The sequence below is a fragment of the Streptomyces sp. NPDC055966 genome, assembly GCF_042269865.1.
Lineage (GTDB): Bacteria > Actinomycetota > Actinomycetes > Streptomycetales > Streptomycetaceae > Streptomyces.
In genome coordinates, this window is record NZ_JBHJYK010000009.1 from 38,050 (window position 1) to 63,138 (window position 25,089).

The 25,089-nt window shown below is 71.1% G+C and carries 22 protein-coding genes; 3 read left to right on the forward strand and 19 right to left on the reverse strand.

The window, feature by feature from the left end:
- Position 1: 1 nt before the first annotated feature.
- From relA to pgsA, 15 genes are all read right to left on the reverse strand, one after another.
- Positions 2–2,539, reverse strand: coding sequence for a GTP pyrophosphokinase (gene relA, locus ACFC8N_RS20210; RefSeq protein ID WP_356021986.1), 2,538 nt, complete (start codon positions 2,537–2,539; stop codon positions 2–4).
- A gap of 272 nt (positions 2,540–2,811) precedes the next feature.
- Positions 2,812–3,351, reverse strand: a complete 540-nt coding sequence (locus tag ACFC8N_RS20215; RefSeq protein WP_356021988.1) for an adenine phosphoribosyltransferase — start codon at positions 3,349–3,351, stop codon at positions 2,812–2,814.
- Entirely contained in the window at positions 3,348–4,457 is a 1,110-nt protein-coding gene (secF, locus tag ACFC8N_RS20220) for a protein translocase subunit SecF (RefSeq protein ID WP_356021990.1), read from the reverse strand. The genes ACFC8N_RS20215 and secF overlap by 4 nt, the downstream gene beginning before the upstream one ends.
- Before the next feature lie 3 nt (positions 4,458–4,460).
- Positions 4,461–6,254, reverse strand: coding sequence for a protein translocase subunit SecD (gene secD, locus ACFC8N_RS20225; protein ID WP_356021992.1), 1,794 nt, complete (start codon positions 6,252–6,254; stop codon positions 4,461–4,463).
- Between the two features lie 137 nt (positions 6,255–6,391).
- Positions 6,392–6,895 carry a preprotein translocase subunit YajC gene (gene yajC, locus ACFC8N_RS20230; RefSeq protein ID WP_356021994.1) on the reverse strand — a complete coding sequence of 168 codons (504 nt, stop codon included), beginning with the start codon at positions 6,893–6,895 and terminating at the stop codon, positions 6,392–6,394.
- A 221-nt stretch (positions 6,896–7,116) separates the two neighbouring features.
- Positions 7,117–8,187: a Holliday junction branch migration DNA helicase RuvB gene (gene ruvB, locus ACFC8N_RS20235; protein ID WP_362822775.1), complete on the reverse strand. Its 1,071-nt coding sequence runs from the start codon at positions 8,185–8,187 to the stop codon at positions 7,117–7,119.
- A gap of 38 nt (positions 8,188–8,225) precedes the next feature.
- Positions 8,226–8,831, reverse strand: coding sequence for a Holliday junction branch migration protein RuvA (gene ruvA, locus ACFC8N_RS20240; protein WP_376288933.1), 606 nt, complete (start codon positions 8,829–8,831; stop codon positions 8,226–8,228).
- A complete protein-coding gene (gene ruvC / locus ACFC8N_RS20245) occupies positions 8,828–9,427 on the reverse strand; it encodes a crossover junction endodeoxyribonuclease RuvC (protein WP_376288934.1) in 600 nt (199 codons plus the stop codon). The genes ruvA and ruvC overlap by 4 nt, the downstream gene beginning before the upstream one ends.
- A gap of 147 nt (positions 9,428–9,574) precedes the next feature.
- Positions 9,575–10,327, reverse strand: a complete 753-nt coding sequence (locus ACFC8N_RS20250) for a YebC/PmpR family DNA-binding transcriptional regulator (RefSeq protein WP_356022002.1) — start codon at positions 10,325–10,327, stop codon at positions 9,575–9,577.
- 48 nt (positions 10,328–10,375) lie between these two features.
- Positions 10,376–10,981: a pyridoxal 5'-phosphate synthase glutaminase subunit PdxT gene (pdxT, locus tag ACFC8N_RS20255; protein ID WP_356022004.1), complete on the reverse strand. Its 606-nt coding sequence runs from the start codon at positions 10,979–10,981 to the stop codon at positions 10,376–10,378.
- 13 nt (positions 10,982–10,994) lie between these two features.
- Positions 10,995–11,900 carry a pyridoxal 5'-phosphate synthase lyase subunit PdxS gene (gene pdxS, locus ACFC8N_RS20260; protein WP_071378264.1) on the reverse strand — a complete coding sequence of 302 codons (906 nt, stop codon included), beginning with the start codon at positions 11,898–11,900 and terminating at the stop codon, positions 10,995–10,997.
- 126 nt (positions 11,901–12,026) lie between these two features.
- Positions 12,027–12,569 (reverse strand): hypothetical protein, encoded by a 543-nt coding sequence (locus ACFC8N_RS20265; protein WP_356022006.1) that lies wholly within the window; start codon positions 12,567–12,569, stop codon positions 12,027–12,029.
- Positions 12,570–12,631: 62 nt separating this feature from the next.
- Positions 12,632–13,795 carry a glycosyltransferase family 4 protein gene (locus ACFC8N_RS20270; RefSeq protein ID WP_362822778.1) on the reverse strand — a complete coding sequence of 388 codons (1,164 nt, stop codon included), beginning with the start codon at positions 13,793–13,795 and terminating at the stop codon, positions 12,632–12,634.
- Positions 13,792–14,700, reverse strand: coding sequence for a phosphatidylinositol mannoside acyltransferase (locus ACFC8N_RS20275; RefSeq protein WP_376288935.1), 909 nt, complete (start codon positions 14,698–14,700; stop codon positions 13,792–13,794). Before ACFC8N_RS20275 ends, ACFC8N_RS20270 begins: the two co-directional genes overlap by 4 nt.
- Positions 14,697–15,425, reverse strand: a complete 729-nt coding sequence (gene pgsA, locus ACFC8N_RS20280) for a phosphatidylinositol phosphate synthase (protein WP_356022673.1) — start codon at positions 15,423–15,425, stop codon at positions 14,697–14,699. The genes ACFC8N_RS20275 and pgsA overlap by 4 nt, the downstream gene beginning before the upstream one ends.
- A 241-nt stretch (positions 15,426–15,666) precedes the next feature.
- On the opposite strand from pgsA, the gene ACFC8N_RS20285 reads away from it, so the two are divergent.
- Entirely contained in the window at positions 15,667–17,868 is a 2,202-nt protein-coding gene (locus tag ACFC8N_RS20285) for an elongation factor G-like protein EF-G2 (RefSeq protein WP_376288936.1), read from the forward strand.
- A gap of 156 nt (positions 17,869–18,024) precedes the next feature.
- Positions 18,025–19,677 carry a hypothetical protein gene (locus tag ACFC8N_RS20290; protein WP_376288937.1) on the forward strand — a complete coding sequence of 551 codons (1,653 nt, stop codon included), beginning with the start codon at positions 18,025–18,027 and terminating at the stop codon, positions 19,675–19,677.
- A 52-nt stretch (positions 19,678–19,729) separates the two neighbouring features.
- On the opposite strand, the gene ACFC8N_RS20295 is transcribed toward ACFC8N_RS20290, so the two are convergent.
- On the reverse strand, positions 19,730–20,290 hold the full coding sequence (locus tag ACFC8N_RS20295) for an HIT domain-containing protein (RefSeq protein WP_356022018.1): 561 nt from the start codon (positions 20,288–20,290) through the stop codon (positions 19,730–19,732).
- 67 nt (positions 20,291–20,357) lie between these two features.
- On the opposite strand from ACFC8N_RS20295, the gene ACFC8N_RS20300 reads away from it, so the two are divergent.
- Positions 20,358–21,014, forward strand: a complete 657-nt coding sequence (locus tag ACFC8N_RS20300; RefSeq protein ID WP_376288938.1) for a potassium channel family protein — start codon at positions 20,358–20,360, stop codon at positions 21,012–21,014.
- Between the two features lie 37 nt (positions 21,015–21,051).
- Here ACFC8N_RS20300 and thrS read toward each other — a convergent pair whose 3' ends face one another.
- The 3 genes from thrS to ACFC8N_RS20315 form a co-directional block, all read right to left on the reverse strand.
- Positions 21,052–23,028 (reverse strand): threonine--tRNA ligase, encoded by a 1,977-nt coding sequence (thrS, locus tag ACFC8N_RS20305; RefSeq protein ID WP_376288939.1) that lies wholly within the window; start codon positions 23,026–23,028, stop codon positions 21,052–21,054.
- A 98-nt stretch (positions 23,029–23,126) separates the two neighbouring features.
- Positions 23,127–24,371, reverse strand: a complete 1,245-nt coding sequence (locus tag ACFC8N_RS20310; RefSeq protein ID WP_356022026.1) for a hypothetical protein — start codon at positions 24,369–24,371, stop codon at positions 23,127–23,129.
- Entirely contained in the window at positions 24,368–24,934 is a 567-nt protein-coding gene (locus ACFC8N_RS20315; RefSeq protein ID WP_356022028.1) for a DUF4365 domain-containing protein, read from the reverse strand. The genes ACFC8N_RS20310 and ACFC8N_RS20315 overlap by 4 nt, the downstream gene beginning before the upstream one ends.
- Positions 24,935–25,089 lie beyond the last annotated feature (155 nt).

The window sequence follows — 25,089 nt, forward strand, 5'->3', positions numbered from 1 at the left end:
GCTACGACCGGCTGCGTCCCGACGTCACGCGGTACACGTCGTACACGCCCTCCACGCCCCGTACGGCCTTCAGGACATGGCCGAGGTGCTTCGGGTCGCCCATCTCGAAGGTGAACCGGGAGGTGGCCACCCGGTCGCGGGAGGTCTGGACGGCCGCGGAGAGGATGTTGACGTGCTGGTCGGACAGGACGCGTGTGACGTCCGACAGCAGCCGGGAGCGGTCCAGCGCCTCGACCTGTATGGCGACCAGGAAGACCGAGGACTGGGTGGGCGCCCACTCGACGTCGAGGATGCGCTCCGGTTCGCGCGAGAGCGACTCGACGTTGACGCAGTCGCTGCGGTGAACCGATACGCCGCTGCCGCGCGTGACGAAGCCGATGATCGGGTCGCCGGGCACGGGCGTGCAGCAGCGGGCCAGCTTGACCCACACGTCGTCGACGCCCTTGACGACGACACCCGGGTCGGCGCTGGAGCGGCGCTTGCGGCCCCGGCTGCGGGACGGCGGGACCGCCTCGTCGATCTCCTCGGTGGCCGCCTCCTCGCCGCCGAGGGCCTGGACGAGCTTCTGCACGATGTTCTGCGCGGAGACGTGTCCCTCGCCGATCGCCGCGTACAGCGCGGAGATGTCGGAGTAGCGCATCTCGTGCGCGAGCGTGACGAGGGAGTCGCCGGTGAGGATGCGCTGGATCGGCAGGTTCTGCTTGCGCATCGCCCGGACGATCGCGTCCTTGCCCTGCTCGATCGCCTCGTCCCGGCGCTCCTTGGAGAACCAGGCGCGGATCTTGTTGCGGGCGCGGGGCGACTTGACGAAGCCCAGCCAGTCCCGGGACGGCCCGGCGCCGGGCGCCTTGGAGGTGAAGACCTCCACCAAGTCGCCGTTGTCCAGGGTGGATTCGAGCGGTACGAGCCTGCCGTTGACCCGCGCTCCTATGGTGCGGTGGCCGACCTCGGTGTGGACGGCGTACGCGAAGTCGACCGGGGTGGCCCCGGCCGGGAGCGCTATGACGTCGCCCTTGGGGGTGAAGACGAAGACCTCGTTGCGCGACAGGTCGAAGCGCAGGGACTCCAGGAACTCGCCCGGGTCCTCGGTCTCCTTCTGCCAGTCGAGCAACTGCCGCAGCCACGCCATGTCGTTGATGGCGTCCTTGTCCTTGCCGGAGGCCTTGGGCACGTCGGTGCGCACCTTGGAGGCGCCGGCCACGGCCTCCTGCTTGTACTTCCAGTGCGCGGCGATGCCGTACTCGGCGCGGCGGTGCATGTCGAAGGTGCGGATCTGCAGCTCGACCGGCTTGCCGTTGGGTCCGATGACCGTCGTGTGCAGCGACTGGTACATGTTGAACTTGGGCATCGCGATGTAGTCCTTGAACCGGCCGGGGACCGGGTTCCATCGCGCGTGCACGGTGCCGAGGGCCGCGTAGCAGTCGCGGACCGTGTCGACCAGGACACGGATGCCCACCAGGTCGTAGATCTCCGCGAAGTCACGGCCGCGGACGATCATCTTCTGGTAGACGCTGTAGTAGTGCTTCGGGCGGCCGGTGACGGTCGCCTTGATGCGGGCGGCGCGCAGGTCGGCCTGGACCTCGTCGGTCACTATCGCGAGGTATTCGTCGCGCTTCGGCGCCCGCTCGGCCACCAGACGCACGATCTCGTCGTACATCTTGGGGTAGAGGATCGCGAACGCGAGGTCCTCCAGCTCCCACTTGATGGTGTTCATGCCGAGGCGGTGGGCGAGCGGAGCGTAGATCTCCAGCGTCTCGCGCGCCTTCTTCTCCTGCTTCTCGCGCTTGAGGTAGCGCATGGTGCGCATGTTGTGCAGGCGGTCGGCGAGCTTGATGACCAGGACGCGCGGGTCCTTGGCCATCGCCACGACCATCTTGCGCACGGTCTCGGCCTGCGCGGCCTCGCCGAACTTGACCTTGTCCAGCTTGGTGACGCCGTCGACGAGCAGCGTGACCACGTCGCCGAAGTCGCGGCGCAGGTCCTCCAGGCCGTACTCGGTGTCCTCGACGGTGTCGTGCAGCAGGCCGGCCATCAGCGTGGCCGGGTCCATGCCCAGCTCGGCGAGGATCGTGGTCACGGCGAGGGGATGCGTGATGTACGGGTCGCCGCTCTTGCGCTTCTGGCCGCGGTGCCAGCGCTCGGCGACCTGGTAGGCGCGCTCGATCTGGCGGAGCGTGGCGTTCTCGATCTTGGGGTCGTTGCTGCGCACTATCCGCAGCAGCGGCTCCAGGACCGGGTTGTACGGGTTGGCGCGCTGCACGCCGAGGCGGGCCAGGCGGGCGCGGACGCGGTTGGAGGAGCCGGTGCGCGCGCTCTGGACGGCGGGCTGGCGCACCACGGGCGGCTGCACCGGGCGCTCGGGCGGGGCCGGCTTGGGACGGGTGGCCTCGGCAGCCTTCTCGACGGGCGCGGACTGGGCGTGCTCGATCGGCCCGCGGGTGTCGTTCTTCGCGTCGGACGCGTTCGGCGCGGGCTTGGCCGCGGGCGCCGAGGCGGGCTCGGGCTTGGCGGCGGTCAGTGGCTGGGCCTCGTCTGGCAAGAGGGCTCCTCGTGCGCGATCCGGGTCCCCCGGTCAGGCTCCGGAGACCCCATGGTAGCGATCCTGCGGCTGGTCATCGCCTTCAGGCCGCCGAGAGGACCGTCTACCAGGCAAACACCGGCGGCCGCCGCCGGATTCCGGGAGGTGGATCGCGGGTGTGCCGGGGGCGTGCGGAAGGTGGCCGGGAAGCGGTCGTCGCGGGCGTCCGCCGCATGCGTACGGCCGCCCCGGAGCGGTGCCGGGACGGCCGTACGACGAACGGGCAGGGGCTGTCAGACCTGGAGCAGTGCCTCCAGCGGGGCCTCCGCGAGGGCCGGTGCCAGGCGGGCGCGGGCGTCGAGGAAGCCCAGCTCCATGAGGACCGCCAGGCCCGAGACCTGGGCGCCGGCGCGCTGGATGAGGTGGATCGCGGCCTCGGCCGTACCACCGGTCGCGAGGACGTCGTCCACGATCAGGACGCGGTCGCCGGAGGTCAGGTCCTCGGCGTGCACCTCGATCTCGGCCGAGCCGTACTCCAGGTCGTAGGCCTGGCGCAGGGTCGCGCCGGGCAGCTTGCCCGCCTTGCGGACCGGGACGAAGCCTAGGCCCGCGCGGACGGCGACCGGGGCACCGAGGATGAAGCCCCGGGCCTCCAGGCCGACGATCTTGGTCGCGCCGGTGTTGGCCGCGATCTCGGCGAGCGCGTCCGTGAGCGCCGTGAAGGCGGCCGGGTCCGCGAGGAGCGGGGTGATGTCCTTGAACATCACGCCGGGCTCGGGGTAGTCGGCGACGTCGCGGATACGGCTGAGCAGCAGCTCCTGAATGTCGGTCATCGTCGCTTCCCGGAGGGTCGGCCGCGGCCGCGGGTGCGGGACGCGGGCTGGTTGCGGGGGCCCACGACGGCGGGGGCGGTGTCATCGTCGTCGTCCACCGCGGTGGCCCGGTCGGCCGCGAGGTCCTCCTCGGTGGCGGCCTGGGCGCGCTTGGCCAGGACCCGCTTCCTGAGGGCCTTCATCGCGGGCTCGCGCTCCTTGAGGTCGGCGACGAGCGGCGTGGCGATGAAGATCGAGGAGTAGGCACCGGCCGCGAGGCCGACGAACAGCGACAGCGAGATGTCGTTCAGCGTGCCCGCGCCGAGGAAGCCGCCGCCGATGAACAGCAGGCCGGCGACCGGCAGCAGGGCGACGACCGTGGTGTTGATGGAGCGGACCAGGGTGCCGTTGATCGACTGGTTGGCGATGTCGCTGTAGGTGAAGCGCGTCTGCTTGGTGATGTCCTTCGTCTGCTCCTTGAGGCTGTCGAAGACGACGACCGTGTCGTAGAGCGAGTAACCGAGGATGGTGAGCAGACCGATGACCGTACCGGGCGTGACCTCGAAGCCGACCAGGGCGTAGATCCCGGTCGTGATGGTGATGTCGTGGATCAGCGCGACGAGGGCCGCGACGGCCATGCGCCACTCGAAGGCGATGGCCAGGTAGATCACGACGAGCACCATGAAGATCGCCAGGCCCTCCCAGGCCTTGTCCGCGATCTGCTGGCCCCAGCTCGGACCGACCAGGTCGGCGGCGAGCTTCTCCGGGTTGAGGTTCAGGTCCTTGGCCAGGTCCTGCTTGATCTTGTCGGACTGGCCGGTGTCGATGCCGGCGATCTGGATGCGCAGGCTGCCGTTGCCGAGCTTCTGCACGATCGCCTCATGACCGGAGGCGTCCTTGGCGTACGTCTCCGCCTGGGTGACCGAGGCACTCATCCCGGTCGGCGTGGTGAAGACCGCACCGCCCTTGAACTCGATGCCCATGTTCAGCCCGCGCACCGCCAGGCCGAGGATGGCCGTGATGGTGATCAGGATGGAGACGCCGTACCAGAGCTTGCGCTTGCCGACGAAGTCGTACGAGATCTCGCCGCGGTGCAGTCGAGCGCCGAGGTTGCCGAGTTTCGACATCGCTCAGGCCTCCTTCGGGTCGACAGGGCCGGCGGCGGGACCGGCGGGACGGCGGGTGCGGCGCAGCGGCGCCTTGGCACCCAGGCTCTTCGGGTCGAGACCGGACCACTTGTGGCCGTTCGAGAAGAACGGGCGGCGGGCGAGGAGCGTCATCAGCGGCTTGGTGAAAAGGAAGACGACGACGACGTCGAGCACGGTGGTCAGGCCGAGTGTGAACGCGAAGCCCTGCACCTTGCCGACGGTGACGATGAACAGGACGGCGGCGGCGAGGAACGACACGAAGTCGGAGACGAGGACGGTGCGCCGGGCGCGCGGCCAGGCCCGCTCGACGGCGGGGCGCAGCGAGCGGCCCTCGCGGATCTCGTCCCGGATGCGTTCGAAGTAGACGATGAACGAGTCGGCGGTGATACCGATGGCGACGATGGCACCGCAGACGGCCGGCAGGTTCAGCGCGAAGCCGATGGCCGGGCCCAGCAACGACATGATCACGTAGGTCAGGATGCCGGAGACCAGCAGCGAGGCCATCGCGACGAGCGACAGACCGCGGTAGTAGACCACCAGATAGATCACGACCAGCGCGAGACCGATCGCGCCGGCGAGCAGACCGGCGTGCAGCTGCTCACCGCCGAGGGCGGCGGTGACGGTCGTGACCGACTGCTCCTGGAACGACAGCGGCAGGGCGCCGTACGACAGCATGTTGGAGAGGCTCTGGGCCTCCTGCTGGGTGAAGCTGCCGGAGATCTCCGCCTGGCCGCCGGTGATGGCGTTCTGCACGAACGGGCTGGAGACGACGTCGCCGTCGAGCACGATGGCGAACTCGTTCTGCGGGGACTGGTTCTTCGCCAGCGTGCCGGTGACGTCGGCGAACTTCTTGGCACCGCCGGAGGTGAAGGTCATCTGGACCTGCCAGCCGGAGGCGCCCTGGGTGTCGAACACGGCCTGCGCCTTCGACACCTCGGTGCCGTCCACGGCGACCGGGCCGAGCACGTACTTGTACCAGGTGCCGCGGATCTGGCCGCAGGCCACGGTGGAGTCACCGGGCTTGACGTTCTTGCCGGCGTTGGCGCGGTCCGCGGGCTTGGTGCAGTTCAGCGCCGCGTACTGGGCCTGGAGCTTGGCGGCGTCCGCGGCGGCACCGCTCGCTGAGGCCGAGGGAGTGGCCGACGCCTTGGGGCTGCCGGAGGCGGACGTGCTCGGCGAGGGAGTGGAGCCGGCCTTCAGCGCGTCGGTGACGGCGCGGCCCTGGGAGGTCGCGGAGGACGTCGGGGACGCGGAGGAGCCGGAGGAGGCCTTCTGCTTGGACGAGGAGCCCGCGGAGGGGTGGGTGCTCGCGCCCGGCTTCGGCGAGGAGCCGCCGCTGGAGGAGGCGCTCGGCGAGGGGCTCGCGGTGGCGGCGCTGGGCTCGCTGGCCAGGACCGGCCGGAAGTACAGCTTGGCCGTGGTGCCGACCTGCTGCTGGGCCTCCTTGGAGTTGGTGCCCTTGGGGATGTTGACGATGATGTTGTCGTTCCCCTGGGTCTGCACCTCCGCTTCGGAGACGCCGAGGCCGTTGACGCGGCGGTTCATGATGTCGACCGCGGTGTCCATGTTGGCCTTGTTGATCGCGGACCCCTGGTCGGCCTTCGCCTTGAGCGTGATGCTCGTACCACCGGCGAGGTCGATGCCGAGACGCGGAGTGGTGTGCCCGGAGAGGAACATGCCTCCGGTGAGCGCCACGATGGCGATCAGGATGAGGGCCAGCGAGCGCCCTGGCTTGCTCTGGGCGCTCGCGCTCCGGCCCCTCTTAGGTGCTGCCACCTTCTCGTACTCCCTCTCGGGCCGCCCCGCGCCCGGTCGGCGCGGTCGGCCATGACATGGTGTCGGGCTCCCGTGAAACAGACGCGCCCGGTGGTGCGCGGCGTGATTATGCCGCGTGGCGCACCACCGGGGCGTGACTACTTCGCGTCGGAGTCGCCGTCGGTCTTCTTCGGCTCGTCGTCGGCCTTGGCCTCGGCGGCCTCCGCCGCGTCGGTGCCGTCCTCGGCAACGTCCTTCTTACCGAGGTCGACGGCCTTGTCGTCGGAGGCGGCGGCAGCGGGCGAGTCGGCCTCGTCGGTCTCGGTGAGGGAGGACGCGTCGTCCGGGACGATGTCGGCGTCGGACTTCAGGTCGTGCTCGATGCCGTGGACGATGCGGTTGTACTCGTCGTCGGTGAGGACGGCGCCGATCGCGTTCTTGGCGAAGAGGAGCTCGACACCGGGACCGGCGTCGAGGAGGACCGCGTCCTCCTGGACCTCCTTGACCGTCGCGTACATCCCCCCGATCGTGCGGACACCGGAGCCGGGCTGCATCTCGTTCCGCATGCTGGCGGCCTGCTGCTGCTTCTTCTTGGCCGAACGTGTCATCAGGAACATGGCCGCGATGAGCACGATGAAGGGGAGAAGGGTAAAGGCATTCACGGGACGGAATTTCCTTCGCGCGACCGCGACGGACAGCGGCCTGTTGACGGGGGTGTGGTCGGCGCCGCCCACAAGGGCGGCATCGGCGGAGTCTAAGCGAGTCCGCGTGCATGGAACAACGCTCAGCATGGCACCTGGGTTCCTGCTCCGGCCACAATGCGCTCGCCGTCACTGCGTGGTCACAGCTCCCCCGGCGCCCCGGCGGCGCCGTCACCGGGCCGTCAGGACCCGAACAGGTCCCGTTGTCCGCTTCCCCCGGCCGACCCGCGCGGCGGGGTCAGGCCGAGGTGCGCCCAGGCGGCGGGCGTGGCGACCCGGCCCCGCGGGGTGCGGGCGAGCAGGCCCTCCCGGACGAGGAACGGTTCGGCGACCTCTTCGACGGTCTCCCGCTCCTCCCCCACCGCGACCGCGAGCGTGGACAGACCGACCGGGCCGCCGCCGAACAGCTTCAGCAGGGCTTCGAGCACGGCGCGGTCCAGCCGGTCGAGGCCGCGCGCGTCGACCTCGTACACGGCGAGGGCGGCCCCGGCGATCTCGCGGGTGATCAGGCCGTCCGCCTTGACCTGGGCGTAGTCGCGGACGCGGCGCAGCAGGCGGTTGGCGATACGGGGCGTGCCGCGGGAGCGCCCGGCGACCTCGGCGGCGCCGTCCGGCTCGATCTCCACGTCGAGCAGGCCGGCCGAGCGGTGCACGACGCGCTCCAGCTCGTGCGGCTCGTAGAACTCCATGTGCGCGGTGAAACCGAAGCGGTCGCGCAGCGGGGGCGGCAGCAGGCCCGCGCGCGTGGTGGCGCCGACCAGGGTGAACGGGGGCAGTTCGAGCGGGATGGCGGTGGCGCCGGGGCCCTTGCCGACGATGACGTCGACGCGGAAGTCCTCCATCGCCATGTACAGCATCTCCTCGGCGGGCCGGGACATGCGGTGGATCTCGTCGAGGAAGAGGACCTCTCCCTCCTGGAGGGAGGAGAGGATCGCCGCGAGGTCGCCGGCGTGCTGGATGGCGGGACCCGAGGTGATGCGGATGGGGGCGCCCATCTCGGCCGCGATGATCATCGACAGCGTGGTCTTGCCGAGGCCGGGCGCGCCGGAGAGCAGCACGTGGTCGGCGGTGGCTCCGCGCGCGCGTGCGGCGCGCAGCACGAGGTCGAGCTGTTCGCGGACCTTCTCCTGGCCGATGAACTCGCCGAGGTCCTTCGGGCGCAGGGCGGCCTCGACGGCCTGGTCCTCCCCGTCGGCGGACGCACCGACGAGCCGCTCGGCGGCGGGGGTGTCGGTGGTGTCGTCCCAGTTCATATCCGTGTGCCTCGATCGTCGTGGGTCAGCGTCGCGGGTCAGCGGGCGCGGTTCAGGGTCTGGAGGGCGGACTTCAGCAGCAGACCGACCTGCGGGGGCCCGCCCGCGGCCTCGGCCTGCGGGGCCACGGCGGCGACGGCCTCGTCGGCCTCGCGGGTGGCGTAGCCGAGGCCGATCAGGGCCGCGTGCAGCTGGTCGCGCCAGCCCTGGGTGACCGGCGCGCCGACCACGGGGGCGCCGACCGGCTCGCCGAGCCGGTCCTTCAGCTCCAGCAGCAGCTTCTGCGCGCCCTTCTTGCCGATGCCGGGGACGGCGGTCAGGGCCTTCTCGTCACCGGTGGCCACGGCACGGCGCAGCGCGTCCGGGGTGTGCACGGCGAGCATCGCCTGGGCCAGGCGCGGGCCGACGCCGCTCGCGGTCTGGAGCAGCTCGAAGACCTGGCGCTCGTCGTCGGCGGCGAAGCCGTACAGGGTCAGCGAGTCCTCGCGGACCACCAGGGAGGTGTGCAGCTTGGCGGGCTGGCCCGTGCGGAGCGTGGACAGGGTGTTCGGCGTGCACTGGACGGCCATGCCGACGCCGCCGACCTCGACGACCGCGGCGTCGGGGGCGAGCGCGGCGACCGTGCCGCTGACGAAGGCGATCATGCCGTTCGGCCTTTCGTTGCCTGGGCTTTCGCTGCCGGAGTGTTTGTTGCCGGAGCGTTTGTTGCCTGAGCTCTTGTTGCGTGGAGGGAGTGGCGGGCGACGGCCTGTTGGAGCCGGTTCTGGGCGGGGGCGCGCCAGATGTGGCAGATGGCGAGCGCGAGGGCGTCGGCGGCGTCGGCGGGCTTGGGCGGCGCGGCGAGCCGGAGCAGCCGGGTGACCATGGCTCCGACCTGCGCCTTGTCGGCCCGACCGCTGCCGGTGACGGCCGCCTTGACCTCGCTCGGGGTGTGCAGGGCGACGGGGATGCCGCGGCGGGCGGCGCACAGCATGGCGACGGCGCTGGCCTGGGCGGTGCCCATCACGGTGCGGACGTTGTGCTGGCTGAAGACGCGCTCGACGGCGACGAACTCGGGCCGGTACTCGTCCAGCCACTGCTCTATGCCCTCTTCGACGGCGAGCAGCCGGTGACTGAGCTCGGCGTCCGCGGCGGTCCGCACGACGCCGACGCCGAGCATGGTGAGCGGCCGGCCCGCGACCCCCTCGACGACGCCGACACCGCACCGCGTCAGTCCGGGGTCCACCCCCAGTACCCGCACCGCGCCCCCTCCCGTCGATCGCCTGTTTGTGCAGGCTATCGGTTGCCACTGACAACGCCCCGCACCAGCGCCCGGTACGGCGACGGGCCGACGGGTTGTCCCGTCGGCCCGTGAAACCTGCGAAGCCCGTGCGGCCCGCGGCGGCGCTTACGCGTCGACCTTCTCCATGACCTCGTCGCTGACGTCGAAGTTGGCGAAGACGTTCTGCACGTCGTCGCTGTCCTCCAGCGCGTCGATCAGCTTGAAGATCTTCTTGGCGCCGTCCTCGTCCAGCTCGACCTGCATGGTCGGGACGAAGTTGGCCTCGGCGGAGTCGTAGTCGATCCCGGCGTCCTGGAGGGCGGTGCGGACCGCGACCAGGTCGGTGGCCTCGCTGAGCACCTCGAAGGACTCGCCGAGGTCGTTGACCTCCTCGGCGCCCGCGTCCAGGACGGCGCCGAGCACGTCGTCCTCGGACAGCTCGCCCTTGGGGACGATCACGACGCCCTTGCGGTTGAACAGGTACGACACCGAGCCCGGGTCGGCCATGTTGCCGCCGTTGCGGGTCATGGCGACGCGGACGTCGGAGGCGGCGCGGTTGCGGTTGTCGGTGAGGCACTCGATGAGCACCGCGACGCCGTTCGGCCCGTAGCCCTCGTACATGATCGTCTCGTAGTCGGCACCGCCGGCCTCAAGACCGCCACCGCGCTTGATCGCGGAGTCGATGTTCTTGTTCGGGACCGACTGCTTTTTCGCCTTCTGGACGGCGTCGTAGAGCGTCGGGTTGCCGTCGAGGTCGACCCCGCCCATGCGCGCGGCGACCTCGATGTTCTTGATCAGCTTCGCGAAGAGCTTGCCGCGCTTGGCGTCGATCACGGCCTTCTTGTGCTTCGTCGTAGCCCATTTAGAGTGGCCGGACATCTGCCTGTCTCCTTCGCGTAACCCTCTACATAACGAACGCCAGAGATCCTACAAGGACTCGGCCGTGCGGTTCGCGCGCACCATGTCCACGAACAGGGAGTGCACGCGGTGGTCGCCGGTCAGTTCCGGGTGGAACGACGTGGCGAGCACGTTGCCCTGGCGGACGGCGACGATGTGGCCGTCGTGCTCGGCGAGCACCTCGGCACCGGCGCCCACCGACTCCACCCAGGGGGCGCGGATGAAGACACCCTCCACAGGATCGCCCGCGACGCCCCGCACGTCGACCGCGGCCTCGAAGGACTCGTTCTGGCGGCCGAAGGCGTTGCGGCGCACGATCATGTCGATGCCGCCGATGGTCTCCTGGCCCGAGCGCGGGTCGAGGATCTTGTCGGCCAGCATGATCATGCCCGCGCAGGTGCCGTAGACGGGCATGCCGTCCCGCACGCGCGCGCGAAGGGGCTCCATCACTCCGAAGAGGACGGCCAGCTTGGAGATGGTGGTGGACTCGCCGCCGGGCAGCACGAGGGCGTCGACCTCGGCGAGTTCCTCGGGGCGCCGCACCGGCCTGGCCACGGCGTCCGCCGCGGCCAGGGCGATGAGGTGCTCCCGTACGTCGCCCTGGAGGGCCAGGACGCCTATGACGGGGGTGTTCATGTGTGTCGGTGCCTTACCAGCCGCGGTTCGCGTAGCGCTCGGCCTCGGGGAGGGTGTCGCAGTTGATGCCGACCATGGCCTCGCCGAGGTTGCGGGAGGCGTCCGCGATGATCTTCGGGTCGTCGTAGAAGGTCGTGGCCTTCACGATGGCGGCGGCACGCTTGGCCGGGTCGCCGGACTTGAAGATGCCGGAGCCGACGAAGACGCCCTCGGCGCCGAGCTGGCGCATCAGGGCCGCGTCGGCCGGGGTGGCCACGCCGCCGGCGGAGAAGAGGACCACCGGGAGCTTGCCGAGCTCGGCGACCTCCTTGACCAGCTCGAACGGGGCGCGCAGCTCCTTGGCGGCGGCGTAGATCTCGTTGTTGTCGCAACCGCGCAGCTTGGCGATCTCGCCCTTGATCTGGCGCAGGTGGCGAACGGCCTCGACGACGTTGCCGGTGCCGGCCTCGCCCTTGGAGCGGATCATCGCGGCGCCCTCGGCGATGCGGCGCAGGGCCTCGCCCAGGTTGGTGGCACCACAGACGAACGGGGTGGTGAAGGCCCACTTGTCGGAGTGGTTGACCTCGTCGGCCGGGGTGAGGACCTCGGACTCGTCGATGTAGTCGACACCGAGGGACTGGAGGACCTGGGCCTCGACGAAGTGGCCGATGCGGGACTTGGCCATGACCGGGATGGAGACGGCGTCGATGATGCCCTCGATCATGTCCGGGTCGGACATGCGGGCCACGCCGCCGTCCTTGCGGATGTCGGCCGGGACCCGCTCCAGGGCCATGACCGCGACCGCGCCCGCGTCCTCGGCGATCTTCGCCTGCTCCGGCGTGACGACGTCCATGATCACGCCGCCCTTGAGCTGCTCGGCCATGCCGCGCTTCACGCGCGCGGTGCCGGTCTCGGGAGCCTGGTTCTCGGTGGTGGACACGGGTGACCTCACTGAAGGGAAGAGGGTTACTGCCTCACCGAGGAAACGCGAATGGACCAGGCCACAGCAAGGGCCAATGGGAAGCCGGTGGATCCTTTTGGTTCACCGGGGGTTCAGCGGGCGTGCTCAGGCGTCGCGCTCCACGAGCGCCGCGGGCGGCTCGTCGTCCATCTCGAAGGCCAGCGGGAACGGGGCGTGGCCGGCGAGCCGGAACCAGCGGACCTTGCGGTGCTCGCGGAGCCTGCGGGCCGCGCCCACGGCGTCGTTGTGGAAGCGGCGGGCCATCGGGACCCGGCGCACGGCCTCGGCCAGCTCATGGGCCGCCGCCTCGCCGCCCGGGGCCTCGCGTACGGCCTCCACCTGGGCCGGGTCGGCGAAGACCGCGCGCAGCGCCTGGCTCAGCTCGCTCTCCGCGACCTCGCGCTGCTCCTCCTCGGCCTGCCGGGATGCGTGCGCCGCCTCGTACAGCACGATCGAGGCGGCCGGGTCCAGCACACCGGAGGTGGCCAGCTCCTGCGTCACGGAGGCCCGCCGCAGCAACTGGGCGTCCAGGGCGGCCCGCGCGGCGTCCATCCGCACGTGCAGCCGGTCCAGCCGCCCGGCCGTCCAGCTGAGATACACGCCGATCACGACGAGGGCGACAAGGATCCAGATGAGGGTTGCGGTCACGCCGGAAGGCTATCGGCTGCGCACCGACGCCCTCGGTGTCGGTCCCCGACCGGCCGGGGCCGTCAGTCCCGCGCCAGCCCGAACCGCGCCCGCAGTCCCGTCGTGCGCTCGTCCGCCGCGACCGCTGCCGCGCCGGCCGTCACCGTCTCGTACACCGACAGGATGTCCGCGCCGACCGTCGACCAGTCGAAGCGCCGGACGTGGGCGCTGCCCCGCTCGCGCAGCTCCGCCAGGCGGGCCGGGTCCGACAGCAGCCGTACGGCCGTCTCGGCGAGCGCGTCGGCGTTCTCGTTGGCGAAGACCTCGCCCGCCTCGCCCTGGTCGAGGACCTGGACGAAGGCGTCCAGGTCGGAGGCGAGGACGGGGGCGCCCGCCGACAGCGCCTCGACGAGGATGATGCCGAAGCTCTCGCCTCCGGTGTTCGGCGCGACGTACAGGTCGACGCTGCGCAGGAGACGCGCCTTGTCCTCGTCGCTGACCATGCCGAGGAACTCCACGCGCGCGCGTACCTCCTCCGGGAGGTCCTCCACGGCCGCTTCCTCGTCGCCCCGGCCGGCGACCAGAAGGCGCGTCTGCGGGCGGGCCGCGAGGATCTTCGGCAGGGCTTTCATGAGGACCGGCAGGCCCTTGCGGGGCTCGTCGATGCGGCCGATGAAGCCGATCGTGTCGCCCTGCCACTGCGGCTTCGGCTCGGCCTTGGCGAAGAAGTCCACGTCGACGCCGTTGGGGATGACCACCGCGTCCCCGCCGAGGTGCTCGACCAGGGTGCGCCGGGCGTACTCGCTGACCGCGATCCGCGCGCTGATCTTCTCCAGCGCGGCCTGAAGAATGGAGTACGCGGCGATCATCGCGCGCGAGCGGGGGTTGGAGGTGTGGAAGGTCGCGACGATCGGGCCCTGCGCCGCCCAGCAGGTCAGCAGCCCGAGCGAGGGCGAGGTCGGTTCGTGGATGTGCACCACGTCGAAGTGGCCCTCGTGCAGCCAGCGCCGTACGCGCGCGGCCGACAGGAAGCCGAAGTTCAGCCGGGCCACGGAGCCGTTGTACGGCACCGGGACCGCGCGGCCGGCCGAGACGACGTACGGCGGCAGCGGGGTGTCGTCGTCGGCCGGGGCGAGCACGGACACCTCGTGGCCGAGCCGGATGAAGTACTCGGCGAGGTCGCGGATGTGGAACTGGACGCCCCCGGGCACGTCCCAGGAGTACGGGCAGACGATCCCGATTCTCACGACGGCCCCTTCGCCGGATCGAGGTCGGCGAGCCACAGGCGTTGGAGCATGTGCCAGTCCTCCGGATGGTCGGCGATCCCGGTGGCGAAGGCGTCGGCCAGCGCCTGTGTCATCACGGACGTCTTCTCCGCGCGCGTGCCTGACCCGGGTACCTCTATCGGGGGATGCACCTGCCCCTTCATGATCGGCGAGTCGTCGTACCAGAGGGTGACCGGCAGCAGCAGCGCGCCGGTCTGCTGGGCGAGCAGGGCCGGGCCCGCGGGCATCCGGGTGCGCTCGCCGAAGAAGTCGACCTCGACGCCGGAGGCGGACAGGTCACGGTCGGCGACCAGGCAGACCAGACCGCCGTCGCGCAGCCGCCGGGCCAGGGTGCCGAAGGCCGAGCCGCCGCTGTGCGGCAGGACCTCCATGCCGAGGCCCTCGCGGTAGGCGACGAAACGGTCGTAGAGCGTCTCGGGCTTCAGCCGCTCGGCGACCGTCGTGAACGGCGTTTCCAGCTTCGTGGTGACCCAGGCGCCGGCCAGGTCGTAGTTGGCCATGTGCGGCAGCGCGAGGACCACGCCCTGGCCGGAGGCGAGCCCGTCGGTGAGGTGGTGGATGTCCTTGGGGTCGAACCCGGTCCGCACCCGCTCGCGGCTCCAGGCCGGCAGCCGGAAGGACTCCATCCAGTAGCGCAGGTACGAGCGCATGCCCGCGCGGGACAGCTCGGCGAGGCGCTCGGGCGTGGCGCCGGGCACCACGCGCGCGTAGTTGCTCTCCAGCCGCTGGACGCCCTTGCCGCGCTGCTTCCAGGTGAGGTCGGCGATGGTGCGGCCGAGCCGGACCGCGGCCGGTTCGGGGAGCTTCTTGACGGTGCTCCAGCCGAGGCCGTACAGCGCGTCGCTGAGCCGGTCGGCGGTGCTCACTTCGCCGCCTCGCTCCCCCGGGACGCGTTCTGCCGGGCGGCCTCGTCCGCCTCGGCGGACTCGCGGCGGACGGTGACGACCCGCTGGATCAGCGTGACCAGGCTGCCGGCGGCGACGATCCACAGGGCGATCGGCAGCAGCCACTGGATGCCCGGCACACCGAACGTGTGCAGGCCCGCGAGACCGGCCGCGACCAGCGAGATCACCAGGCGCTCGGCGCGCTCCACCAGCCCGTTGACGGCGACCGGCAGCCCGATCGACTCGCCGCGCGCCTTGGTGTAGGACACCACCTGGCCGCTGGCCAGGCAGAAGATCGAGACGGCGCACAGGACGTTGTCGTTCCCGTTGCCCGCGTACCAGAGCGCGAAGCCGCCGAAGATCGCGCCGTCGGCGACCCGGTCGAGGGTGGAGTCCAGGAACGCGCCCCAGCGGCTGGAGCGGCCCAGCTGGCGGGCCATGTTTCCGTCGACCAGGTCGGAGAAGACGAACAGGGTGATGACGACCGTGCCCCAGAAGAACTCGCCCCGGGGGTAGAAGACCAGCGCGCCCGCCACCACGCCGGCCGTGCCGATGAGCGTGACCGTGTCGGGGCTCACCCCCCGCCGGATGAGAAACGCGGCGAACGGTGTGAGGACACGCGTGAAGAATGCACGCGCGTACTTGTTCAGCATGGCCTTCCCGACGGTCGGTGTCGCCGCGGCCCTGGTGGCCTCCGGCTGGCCCATCGTAGTCACGCGCGCGCGTGCGTGGCGGGCGGGCACCCGCAGCCCGTGGCGTGAACCGGCGTGCGCCGACGCGCGCCGGGCGTGCGTGACGCGTTCGGCGCCCGCCGCTGTCCTTCGTATGGACGCAACGTGACGGGAGTGGAAAGCTCGAATAACCGCGGGCGTCGCCGGAGCCGCCACCACACGCGGATCCCGCGTGTCCGCGCCCACAGTGACCTCACCGTGCACGGGAGGCAGGATCATGGGCGACAAGGCACAGACACACCACCCCGGGGCCGCCGGCAGGGCTCTTGAGGCCGACCAGCCCGCGTCTGTACGGAACGTGGTGCTGGTCGGCCACTCCGGTTCGGGCAAGACGACCCTGGTGGAGGCCCTCGCGCTGACCGCGGGGGCGGTGAACCGGGCGGGCCGCGTCGAGGACGGCGGCACCGTCTCGGACTACGACGAGATCGAGCACCGGCAGCAACGCTCCGTACAGCTCTCGCTGGTGCCCGTCGAATGGAACGGCATCAAGATCAACCTCCTCGACACCCCCGGGTACGCCGACTTCGTCGGGGAGCTGCGGGCCGGTCTGCGGGCGGCGGACGCGGCCCTCTTCGTCGTCTCGGCCTCGGACGGGGTGGACGGCGCGACCCGGATGGTCTGGGAGGAGTGCGCGGCCGTCGGCATGCCCCGCGCGATCGTGATCACGCACCTGGAGGCCGCGCGCGCGGACTTCGAGGACATGACCCGGACCTGCGCCGAGGCCTTCGGCGGGGACGACCCCGACGCCGTGCTCCCGCTGTACACGCCGCTGCGCGGCCCGGAGGGACCCGACGGGCACGCGCCGGTGACCGGGCTGGTCGGGCTGCTGACGCAGAAGCTGTTCGACTACTCGACCGGGGAGCGCAAGGAGTCCGAGCCCGGCGCGGACCAGCTGCCGGACATCGAGGAGGCCCGCAACCGGCTCATCGAGGGGATCATCGCCGAGAGCGAGGACGAGACCCTCATGGACCGCTATCTCGGCGGCGAGCAGATCGACGTCAAGACCCTGATCGAGGACCTGGAGCGGGCCGTCGCCCGCGGCTCGTTCTTCCCCGTCCTGGCGGCCGCCCCCGCCGCCGAGGGCGCCCGGCAGGGGCTCGGCACGGTCGAGCTGCTGGAGCTGATCACCGGCGGCTGTCCGACTCCGTTCGAGCACGCGCTGCCCGAGGTCAGCGGCATCGACGGCACACGACGCGAGCTGAAGCCGTGCGACACCGACGGCCCGCTGGTCGCCGAGGTCGTCAAGACCGCCTCCGACCCCTACGTCGGCCGCGTCTCCCTCGTCCGCGTCTTCTCCGGCACCCTGCGCCCCGACCAGACGGTGCACGTCTCCGGGCACGGGCTCGCCGACCGCGGCCACGAGGACCATGACGTCGACGAGAAGGTCGGCGCCCTGTCCATGCCCTTCGGCAAGCAGCAGCGCCCGGTGACGCACGCCGTCGCCGGTGACCTGGTGTGCGTGGCCAAGCTGGGCCGCGCCGAGACCGGGGACACGCTCTCCGCGAAGGACGACCCGCTGCTGATGGAGCCCTGGCGGATGCCCGACCCGCTGCTGCCGCTCGCCATCCAGGCACACAGCAAGCCCGACGAGGACAAGCTCTCCCAGGGCCTTTCCCGGCTGGTCGCCGAGGATCCGACGATGCGTCTGGAGCAGAACCAGGACACCCACCAGGTGGTCCTGTGGTGCCTGGGCGAGGCCCACGCGGACGTGGCTCTGGAGCGGCTGCGCAACCGTTACGGCGTCCAGGTCGACGTCGTCCCGCACCGGGTCTCCCTCCGGGAGACGTTCGCGCACAAGGCGTCCGGGCGCGGCCGGCATGTGAAGCAGTCCGGCGGGCACGGGCAGTACGCGATCTGCGAGATCGAGGTGGAGCCGCTGCCGGGCGGCTCGGGCATCGAGTTCGTGGACAAGGTGGTCGGCGGCGCCGTGCCGCGCCAGTTCATCCCGTCCGTCGAGAAGGGCGTACGGGCGCAGGCCGCCAAGGGCGTCGCCGCCGGGCATCCGCTGGTGGACGTGCGGATCACGCTGCTGGACGGCAAGGCGCACTCGGTGGACTCCTCCGACGCCGCCTTCCAGACGGCGGGCGCACTCGCGCTGCGGGAGGCCGCGGCCGACGCCAGGATCCATCTGCTGGAGCCGGTGGCCGAGGTGTCGGTGCTGGTCGGCGACGACTACGTGGGCGCGGTGATGAGCGACCTGTCGGGCCGGCGCGGCCGGGTGCTCGGCACGGAACAGGTCGGCGCCGGACGGACCCTGATCCGGGCCGAGGTGCCCGAGTTCGAGATCGGCCGGTACGCCGTCGACCTGCGCTCGCTCTCCCACGGCACGGCCCGCTTCGACCGGAGCTACGCCCGGCACGAGCCGATGCCTCCGCAGATCGCCGAGCGGATCCGCGAACAGGCGGACGAAACGGTGTAGTTCACGGCGGGACGCACCCCGATCGGGCGGACGGCTTCGGCCGTCCGCCCCCGTATCCCGGTGGCTGGGGATACGCTGATGACCTGATCAACAGGTGTGCGGAGTACGGAAGTCGGGAAGGCCGCAGGAGCGGGGCGGCGGCAAGTGGGGGCGGGAATGAGCTTCGAGGACTTCTTCGGGCCACAGGTGCCCAGGCCGGGCGGCGGTGAGCAGGCCCCGACCTTTGCCCTGGCCTCGGCGGCGTACCGGGACACGCCGATGGAGGAGATCAAGAAGGCCGACAACGAATGGCACCAGTCGACGGTCACCGAGCACCGTTCGTGGGCGAAGATCTTCCGGCCCAACTTCGGTGAGGCGTACGCCCAGGCGGTCATCGACCGCATGCTGGGCGTCGACAGGAAACCGCTCATCCAGTCCTTCGGCTGCGAGCCGCAGGTGGTCGTCGAGCACTGCCTCGCGGCCAACCGCATCCGCCGGGAGCGGGACACGAAGCTGACCGCCCTCATGGTGCTGTGCGGCCTGCTCTTCCTGCCCGGCCTGCTGGTCTGGCTGCTCGTCTTCCAGCTCCGGTCCCTGATGCTGAAGAACGACGACAAGCGGGTCTCGGGCCTCGGCACGCTCCTGGTGGCCGTCGTCGGCGTCGCCACGGTGATCTTCCTGATCCGGACGCCGTTCACCGGCTTCTGGCACTGGTACGCGCGCGGCTGCGCCGTGGTCCCCGTCGCCGGCTGGTTCCTGGCCAAGCGGATCTGCGAGAGCACCGCGCAGGACCTGCGTGAGCGCTGGGGCGATCTGCTCTCCGGCGGCAGCGTCGGCGCGAAGGTCCCCGAGGCGGTGCCGACCAGCCCGGACCAGGCCGCGGCCGAGCAGCTGCGGCAGTCCCTGGCCCGGCTCAGCGCCGAGCAGCAGTCCAACTCGGTCTTCTACGCCGGTCCGAAGGGCATCCTCGGGATGGGCACCCGCTGGGGCTCCTGGCACCTCGCGGAGGAGCTGGTCCCCCTCGACGCGGTCAAGGGCATCCACGAGTTCCGCAGCTGGACGGTCGTCCGGGCGATCCACGACGAGCTGAGCGTGCTGGACCGGCAGCACCTGAAGACCGGCGGCTTCCCCAAGCCGCAGGTGAAGCACTGGATCGTCACGCATGTCGGCGAGGGCGCCAAGGAGGTGTCGAGGCCGGAGGGGACGGACGTCGAGGCGTACCAGGTCAAGCCGAAGGCCGTCGAGGACATCTGCAACAACCAGCAGTTCGACAGCGGCGACCGGCACTACCTGGGCGTGCAGTGGCCGCATCTGTGGAACGGCGACCTGATCCTCACCATGATGATCACCGTGACCGTGCTGAAGGAGACCCTGCGCATCGAGGTCACCGGACACGCCCTCGGCCCGGTCAACGGCCTGTTCCGCGGCAAGCCCGAGGCCCCTGTGAAGAAGGTCGCGAAGACCGTCAAGTTCTGGGAGACCCGGACGATCAAGCTTCCGCTGGTCACCGCCGACGAGGTGGTGCGGCTCGCCGCGCGGGCCGCCATCGGCTGGTACCCGCCGCTGCTGAAGTGGCTCGGCGGCTCGATCGGCCTGCCCGAGCCCTTCGGTCTGAGGCACTCCTGGGCCGATCAGCCCTGGCGGCACCGTTTCATGGCCGACGACGCGCTGCGCGCGGCCACCCCGATACTCCGGGCGGTCCACCGGGCCGTGCTCAGGGTGCTCAGGGAACACGACGTGGACGTCGACAAGTTCAGCTCGCGGGCGTCCGTCCTGAGCGGGTCGGTGCAGGATGCCTCGCCCAAGAAGTCCGACACGTACGACGCGTGAGGGTGCGCCCCTTCTCCGTCGTGAGGAGGCCGGAGGAGGGGCACCCGACGGTTCAGGCCGTGGGCCAGGCCTCCGCCAGCATCTTCCTGGTGTCCGCGAGCAGCTGCGGCAGCACCTTCGTGTGGCCGACGACCGGCATGAAGTTCGTGTCGCCGCCCCAGCGCGGGACGATGTGCTGGTGCAGGTGGGCGGCGATGCCGGCGCCCGCGACCGTGCCCTGGTTCATGCCGATGTTGAAGCCGTGTGCGCCGGACGCGGTGCGCAGCGCCGTCATCGCCTGCTTGGTCAGCTCGGCCAGCTCGGCGGTCTCCGCCCCGGTCAGCTCGGTGTAGTCGGCCACGTGCCGGTACGGCACGGTCATCAGATGGCCGCCGTTGTACGGGTAGAGGTTGAGCACGGCGTACACGTGCTCACCGCGCCGGACGATCAGCCCGTCCTCGTCGGACTTGGCCGGGAGCGAGCAGAACGGGCAGCCGTCGCCCTCCCCCGGGCCGGTCGGCTTGTTCTCGCCCTGGATGTACGCCATCCGGTGGGGCGTCCACAAACGCTGGAACGCGTCCTGCGTCCCCACCCCGATCTGCTGCTCCGGCTCACTCGTCATGCCATGCAGCATATGGCTTCGCCCGTTCCCGGCGTGTCGCCGGGGCAGCCGGGAGACGCTGTCCGGCGAAGCTGGGCCGGTGGACGACGACAGCCCTGCGGCGCGCTGGGAGCAGCGCACCGAGATCCCTCTCTTCGCGGCGGCGCTGCTCTTCCTGGCCGTGTACGCCACCCGCGTCCTGGCCACGGACCTGCCCGTGTTCTGGCGGCACCTGAGCACGTACCTGCTGCTCGCCCTCTGGGTGGTGTCCGCCGTGGACTACGCGGTGCACTGGCGGCTCAGCGGGCAGGGGCTGCGCTTCGTGCCGACGCATGTGCTGCACACGGTGGTGCTCGCCCTGCCGCTGCTGCGCCCGCTGCGGATCGTCCCGCTGTACGACGCGCTCCAGCACCGGTCCGGACAGCCGCGGCTCTCGCTGTACGCGCGGGTGATCTCGTACGCCGGGCTGTCCGCCCTGCTGCTCGGCTTCGCCGGTGCCCTCGCGGTCTACCAGCAGGAGCGCGGGGCGCCTGGTGCGACGGTGCGGACGTTCGGGGACGCCGTGTGGTGGGCCGCCTCGACCCTCAGCACGGTCGGCTACGGCGACGTCACCCCGGTGACCCCCGTCGGCCGGCTGATCGCGATCGTGATGATGGCCGGCGGCCTCGCCCTGCTCGGCGCGGTGACGGGGTCGTTCTCGTCCTGGCTGATGCGGACCTTCTACCGGGAGGGCGACGAGAGGCCCCCGGGGCGGTGAACCTCCCCGGGGGCCTTCGCGCGCGGCGGGTGCCGGATCAGACCTGGGCCCGCTCCTCGACGACCTGGGCGATCTTCGCGATGGCCTCGTCGAACGGGATGCCGTTCTCCTGCGAGCCGTCGCGGTAGCGGAAGGACACCGAGTTGTTGGACATGTCCTCGTCGCCCGCGATGACCATGAAGGGCACCTTCTGCTTCTGGGCGTTGCGGATCTTCTTCTGCATCCGGTCCGAGGAGGAGTCCACCTCGACGCGCAGGCCCTTCCTGCGGGCCGCCGCCGCGAACTTCTCCAGGTACTCGACGTGCGCGTCGCCGATCGGGATGCCGAGGGCCTGGACCGGGGCCAGCCACGCCGGGAAGGCGCCCGCGTAGTGCTCCAGGAGCACGGCGAAGAACCGCTCGATGGAGCCGAACAGGGCGCGGTGGATCATGACCGGGCGCTGCTTGGAGCCGTCCGGGCCCGTGTACTCCAGGTTGAAGCGCTCGGGCAGGTTGAAGTCGAGCTGGATGGTCGACATCTGCCAGGTACGGCCGATCGCGTCCTTGGCCTGGACGGAGATCTTCGGACCGTAGAAGGCGGCGCCGCCCGGGTCGGGGACGAGGGGCAGGCCCTGCTTCTCGGCGACCTGGCGCAGCGTCTCGGTCGCCTCCTCCCAGACCTCGTCGGAGCCGACGAACTTCTCCGGGTCCTTGGTGGACAGCTCCAGGTAGAAGTCGGTCAGGCCGTAGTCGCGCAGCAGGCCGAGGACGAAGGTGAGCGTCTTGTCCAGTTCCTCGGACATCTGCTCACGGGTGCAGTAGATGTGCGCGTCGTCCTGCGTGAAGCCGCGGGCCCGGGTGAGGCCGTGCACGACGCCCGACTTCTCGTACCGGTACACGGTCCCGAACTCGAAGAGGCGCAGCGGCAGTTCGCGGTACGAGCGGCCTCGCGCGTCGAAGATCAGGTTGTGCATCGGGCAGTTCATGGGCTTGAGGTAGTAGTCCACGCCCTCGTCGAGCTGCATGGGGGGGTACATGCCCTCGGCGTACCAGTCCAGGTGGCCGGACGTCTCGAAGAGCTTCCCCTTCGTGGCGTGCGGGGTGTAGACGAACTCGTAGCCCTCTTCCTCGTGGCGGCGCCGCGAGTAGTCCTCCATCGTGCGGCGGACGATGCCGCCCTTGGGGTGGAAGACGGCGAGGCCGGAGCCGATCTGCTCGGGGATGGAGAAGAGGTCCAGCTCGGTGCCGAGCTTGCGGTGGTCGCGCTTCTCGGCCTCGGCGAGGAAGTCCAGGTAGCCCTTCAGCTCGTCCTTGGAGGGCCAGGCGGTGCCGTAGATGCGCTGAAGCATCGGGTTCTTCTCGCTGCCGCGCCAGTAGGCGGCCGCGTTGCGCATCAGCTTGAACGCCGGGATGAGGCGGGTGGAGGGCAGGTGCGGACCGCGGCAGAGGTCCTTCCAGCACAGCTCGCCGGTCTTGGCGTCCAGGTTGTCGTAGATCGTCAGCTCACCGGCGCCGACCTCGACGTCCGCGCCGTCGTCGCTGGACGCGGAGCCCTTGAGGCCGATCAGCTCCAGCTTGTACGGCTCGTCCGCCAGCTCCTCGCGGGCGGCCTCGTCGGTCACCACTCGGCGGGCGAACTTCTGCCCGCGCTTCTGGATCTCCTGCATCTTCTTCTCGATGGCCTTGAGATCCTCGGGCGTGAACGGCTTCTCGACGTCGAAGTCGTAGTAGAAGCCGTCCTTGACGGGCGGGCCGATGCCCAGCTTGGCCTCGGGGAAGATCTCCTGCACGGCCTGCGCCATGACGTGCGCGGTCGAGTGGCGCAGGATGTTCAGGCCGTCTTCGGAGGAGATCTCGACACCCTCGACGGTCTCGCCGTCCTGGACCGCGTAGGTGAGGTCCTTCAGCTCGCCGGCCACGCGCGCGGCGATGATCGAGCGCTCGCCCGCGAAGAGGTCGGCGGCCGTAGTGCCCGTCGTCACCACGCGTTCTTCCCGCTCGGAATCGCGTTGGATGATCACACGGACGTCTGACACCGGTCTCTCCTGACTGAAGGTGGGTGCGGCGCCATACCAGGAGCGCGCGCACAGGCGATCGTACCGACCCGACCGCGCCGACCGCTAAACGGTCACCCTCAGTCCCCCTCCCCGTACTCTCCCGGTCCGCCCTCCCCGCACGCCTCCTCGAAGAAGTCGAGGTTCTCCTGGAGGGCCTTCAGCAGCCGGTCGCGCTCGGCCTCGTCGACCTGGACGGGGACGACCCCGGAGGCTCCGGTGAGCCGGCGGAAGCCGCCCCGGCGCTCCAGCCGGCCGTGCACGCGCACCGGGAGGCCGACGAGATGGGCGTGGCCGGCGATGCGGTAGTCCTCCTCGTCCAGGGTGACGCGGACGTGCGGGACCTCGGCGCCGGCGAGGACGCGCAGCCGTACGGTGCCCTCGCCGCCGGGGCCGGAGCGGCGCATGCGGACCACGGCGCCGGTGATCCGGACCGGCACCGAGGGCTCCTCGCGCAGATAGCGGGCGGCGGCCTCGCGCAGCACGGGCAGATCGCCCGGGGAGAACTCGACGGGTTCGGCGGCGGGCGCGCAGCCCTCCGGGACTCCGGCGCCGGGTGCCCAGGCGACGGCGATCCGGGCGCCCTCGGTGCCCCGGACCAGCGTGGCCAGCGCCTCGGTCAGCTCGCGGCTGACCCCGGCCTCGACGGCGCCGTCGAAGGCGTCCATGCCGCCGGTGGCCCGCTGGTAGTCGATGGCCTCGCGGGCGGCGTACAGCGCCTGGTGGAGGCGGACGGCGAGGGGCCGGCCCGCCGGGACGGGCGCGAACGCGGTGAGGGTGCGGCCCTCGGCGGCGGGCCCGACGAGGACGTGTTCCAGCAGGGCGACGGCCGCGCGGCGGTGGCGGGCGCCGTGGTAGCCGGCACGCGCGCGCGTGGCGAGCGCGGCGGCGAGCAGCATCTGCCGTGCGGCGCCGCGCAGTTGCTCGTCGGCGCTCCAGGGCGCGGCGCCGGCGGGCCCGGCCGGGGCGTCGCGCCACCAGCGGATCTCGTCGCTGGGCAGGGCGAGGGAGATCAGCACCTCGCGCGCGCCGGGCGTCTCGCTGCGGGCGAGCGCGTCGAGGGCCTCGCCGAGCAGGTCGTCGCTGTCGGGGAAGGCGCGGCTCTCCGGCACCAGCAGGCTGGTCGCGCCGGCGCCCGGCCCGGGCGGGGTCCAGCGGCCGTAGCGCCCGGGTGCTCCGCCGCGCCGCTGCCAGCCGTGCCGGTGCAGCAGCGCGCCGAGCACCGCCGGGTCGACCCGGGCGGGGTCGGGGGGCTGCTGCCGGGCGAGGTCGTCGGGATGCGGCCGGACCTGGCGCGGCAGCTCCTCGTACGGACGGCTCCTCATGGTCTGCCTCCCGTCCCGACCCGCGTCATGATCTCGCACAGCGCCCGGTCGTCGAAGATGCGCGAGGTCGGGATCCGCACGGTGGTCCGGTGCCGGCCGGTGACCGGGTGGCCGGCGAGGTTGACCCAGTAGCAGCAGTGCCGCAGGTCGAGCCGGTCGTGGCTGGCGCGCAGCCAGTCGTCCTGGGAGCGCGGGACGAGCATCACGACCAGGATCTTGTGCACCGAGACGGGTGTGCGGGCGAGCTTGCGCAGATGGTCGTTGTCGAGGGTGAAGGAGAAGGAGCGGCCCGGCGGGTTCGGCGGGATCTGGTAGGTGCACTTCAGCTGCACCTTGATGGTGACCTCGTCGTCGACGGTGTGTCCGGGCGCGCTGTGGCTGACGTGCCAGTCGATGCCGTTGTCCGGGAAGGGCTGGGACAGCGAGCATCCCGCCGCGGCGGCGACCGCGTGCAGATAGCCGACCTGCAAGGTCTCCATGCAGGCGGTGGTGGCGAGCGAGCCGCGGACGGTGCCCGGGCGATCGGGCAGCAGCCCGCCCCGCTCGGGCTGCGCTATGGCCATGACCAACAGCCTTCCAAGCAATGAGTGTCTCCGCTGCGGGCCGCTGAACTGCAAAGACCCGTACTCCTGTTGTCTCCTCGCGGCGTACGGCGCAAACAGCCCGGGTATCACCAAACAGGCAGAAGACGGAACGTCATCTGCGGTAGGTGAACAAG

What these genes read in the sequence shown, in the direction of transcription:
- pgsA (WP_356022673.1), bottom strand. Translation starts at nt 15,425, where the DNA reads ATGGGCCAGCCGGAGGCCACCAGGGCCGCGGCGACACCGACCGTCGGG.
- secF (WP_356021990.1), bottom strand. Translation starts at nt 4,457, where the DNA reads ATGTCGAAACTCGGCAACCTCGGCGCTCGACTGCACCGCGGCGAGATC.
- ACFC8N_RS20285 (WP_376288936.1), top strand. Translation starts at nt 15,667, where the DNA reads ATGGGCGACAAGGCACAGACACACCACCCCGGGGCCGCCGGCAGGGCT.
- ACFC8N_RS20315 (WP_356022028.1), bottom strand. Translation starts at nt 24,934, where the DNA reads ATGGCCATAGCGCAGCCCGAGCGGGGCGGGCTGCTGCCCGATCGCCCG.
- ruvB (WP_362822775.1), bottom strand. Translation starts at nt 8,187, where the DNA reads ATGAACTGGGACGACACCACCGACACCCCCGCCGCCGAGCGGCTCGTC.
- ruvA (WP_376288933.1), bottom strand. Translation starts at nt 8,831, where the DNA reads ATGATCGCCTTCGTCAGCGGCACGGTCGCCGCGCTCGCCCCCGACGCC.
- ACFC8N_RS20290 (WP_376288937.1), top strand. Translation starts at nt 18,025, where the DNA reads ATGAGCTTCGAGGACTTCTTCGGGCCACAGGTGCCCAGGCCGGGCGGC.
- ACFC8N_RS20310 (WP_356022026.1), bottom strand. Translation starts at nt 24,371, where the DNA reads ATGAGGAGCCGTCCGTACGAGGAGCTGCCGCGCCAGGTCCGGCCGCAT.
- ACFC8N_RS20295 (WP_356022018.1), bottom strand. Translation starts at nt 20,290, where the DNA reads ATGCTGCATGGCATGACGAGTGAGCCGGAGCAGCAGATCGGGGTGGGG.
- ACFC8N_RS20215 (WP_356021988.1), bottom strand. Translation starts at nt 3,351, where the DNA reads ATGACCGACATTCAGGAGCTGCTGCTCAGCCGTATCCGCGACGTCGCC.
- pdxT (WP_356022004.1), bottom strand. Translation starts at nt 10,981, where the DNA reads ATGAACACCCCCGTCATAGGCGTCCTGGCCCTCCAGGGCGACGTACGG.
- ACFC8N_RS20250 (WP_356022002.1), bottom strand. Translation starts at nt 10,327, where the DNA reads ATGTCCGGCCACTCTAAATGGGCTACGACGAAGCACAAGAAGGCCGTG.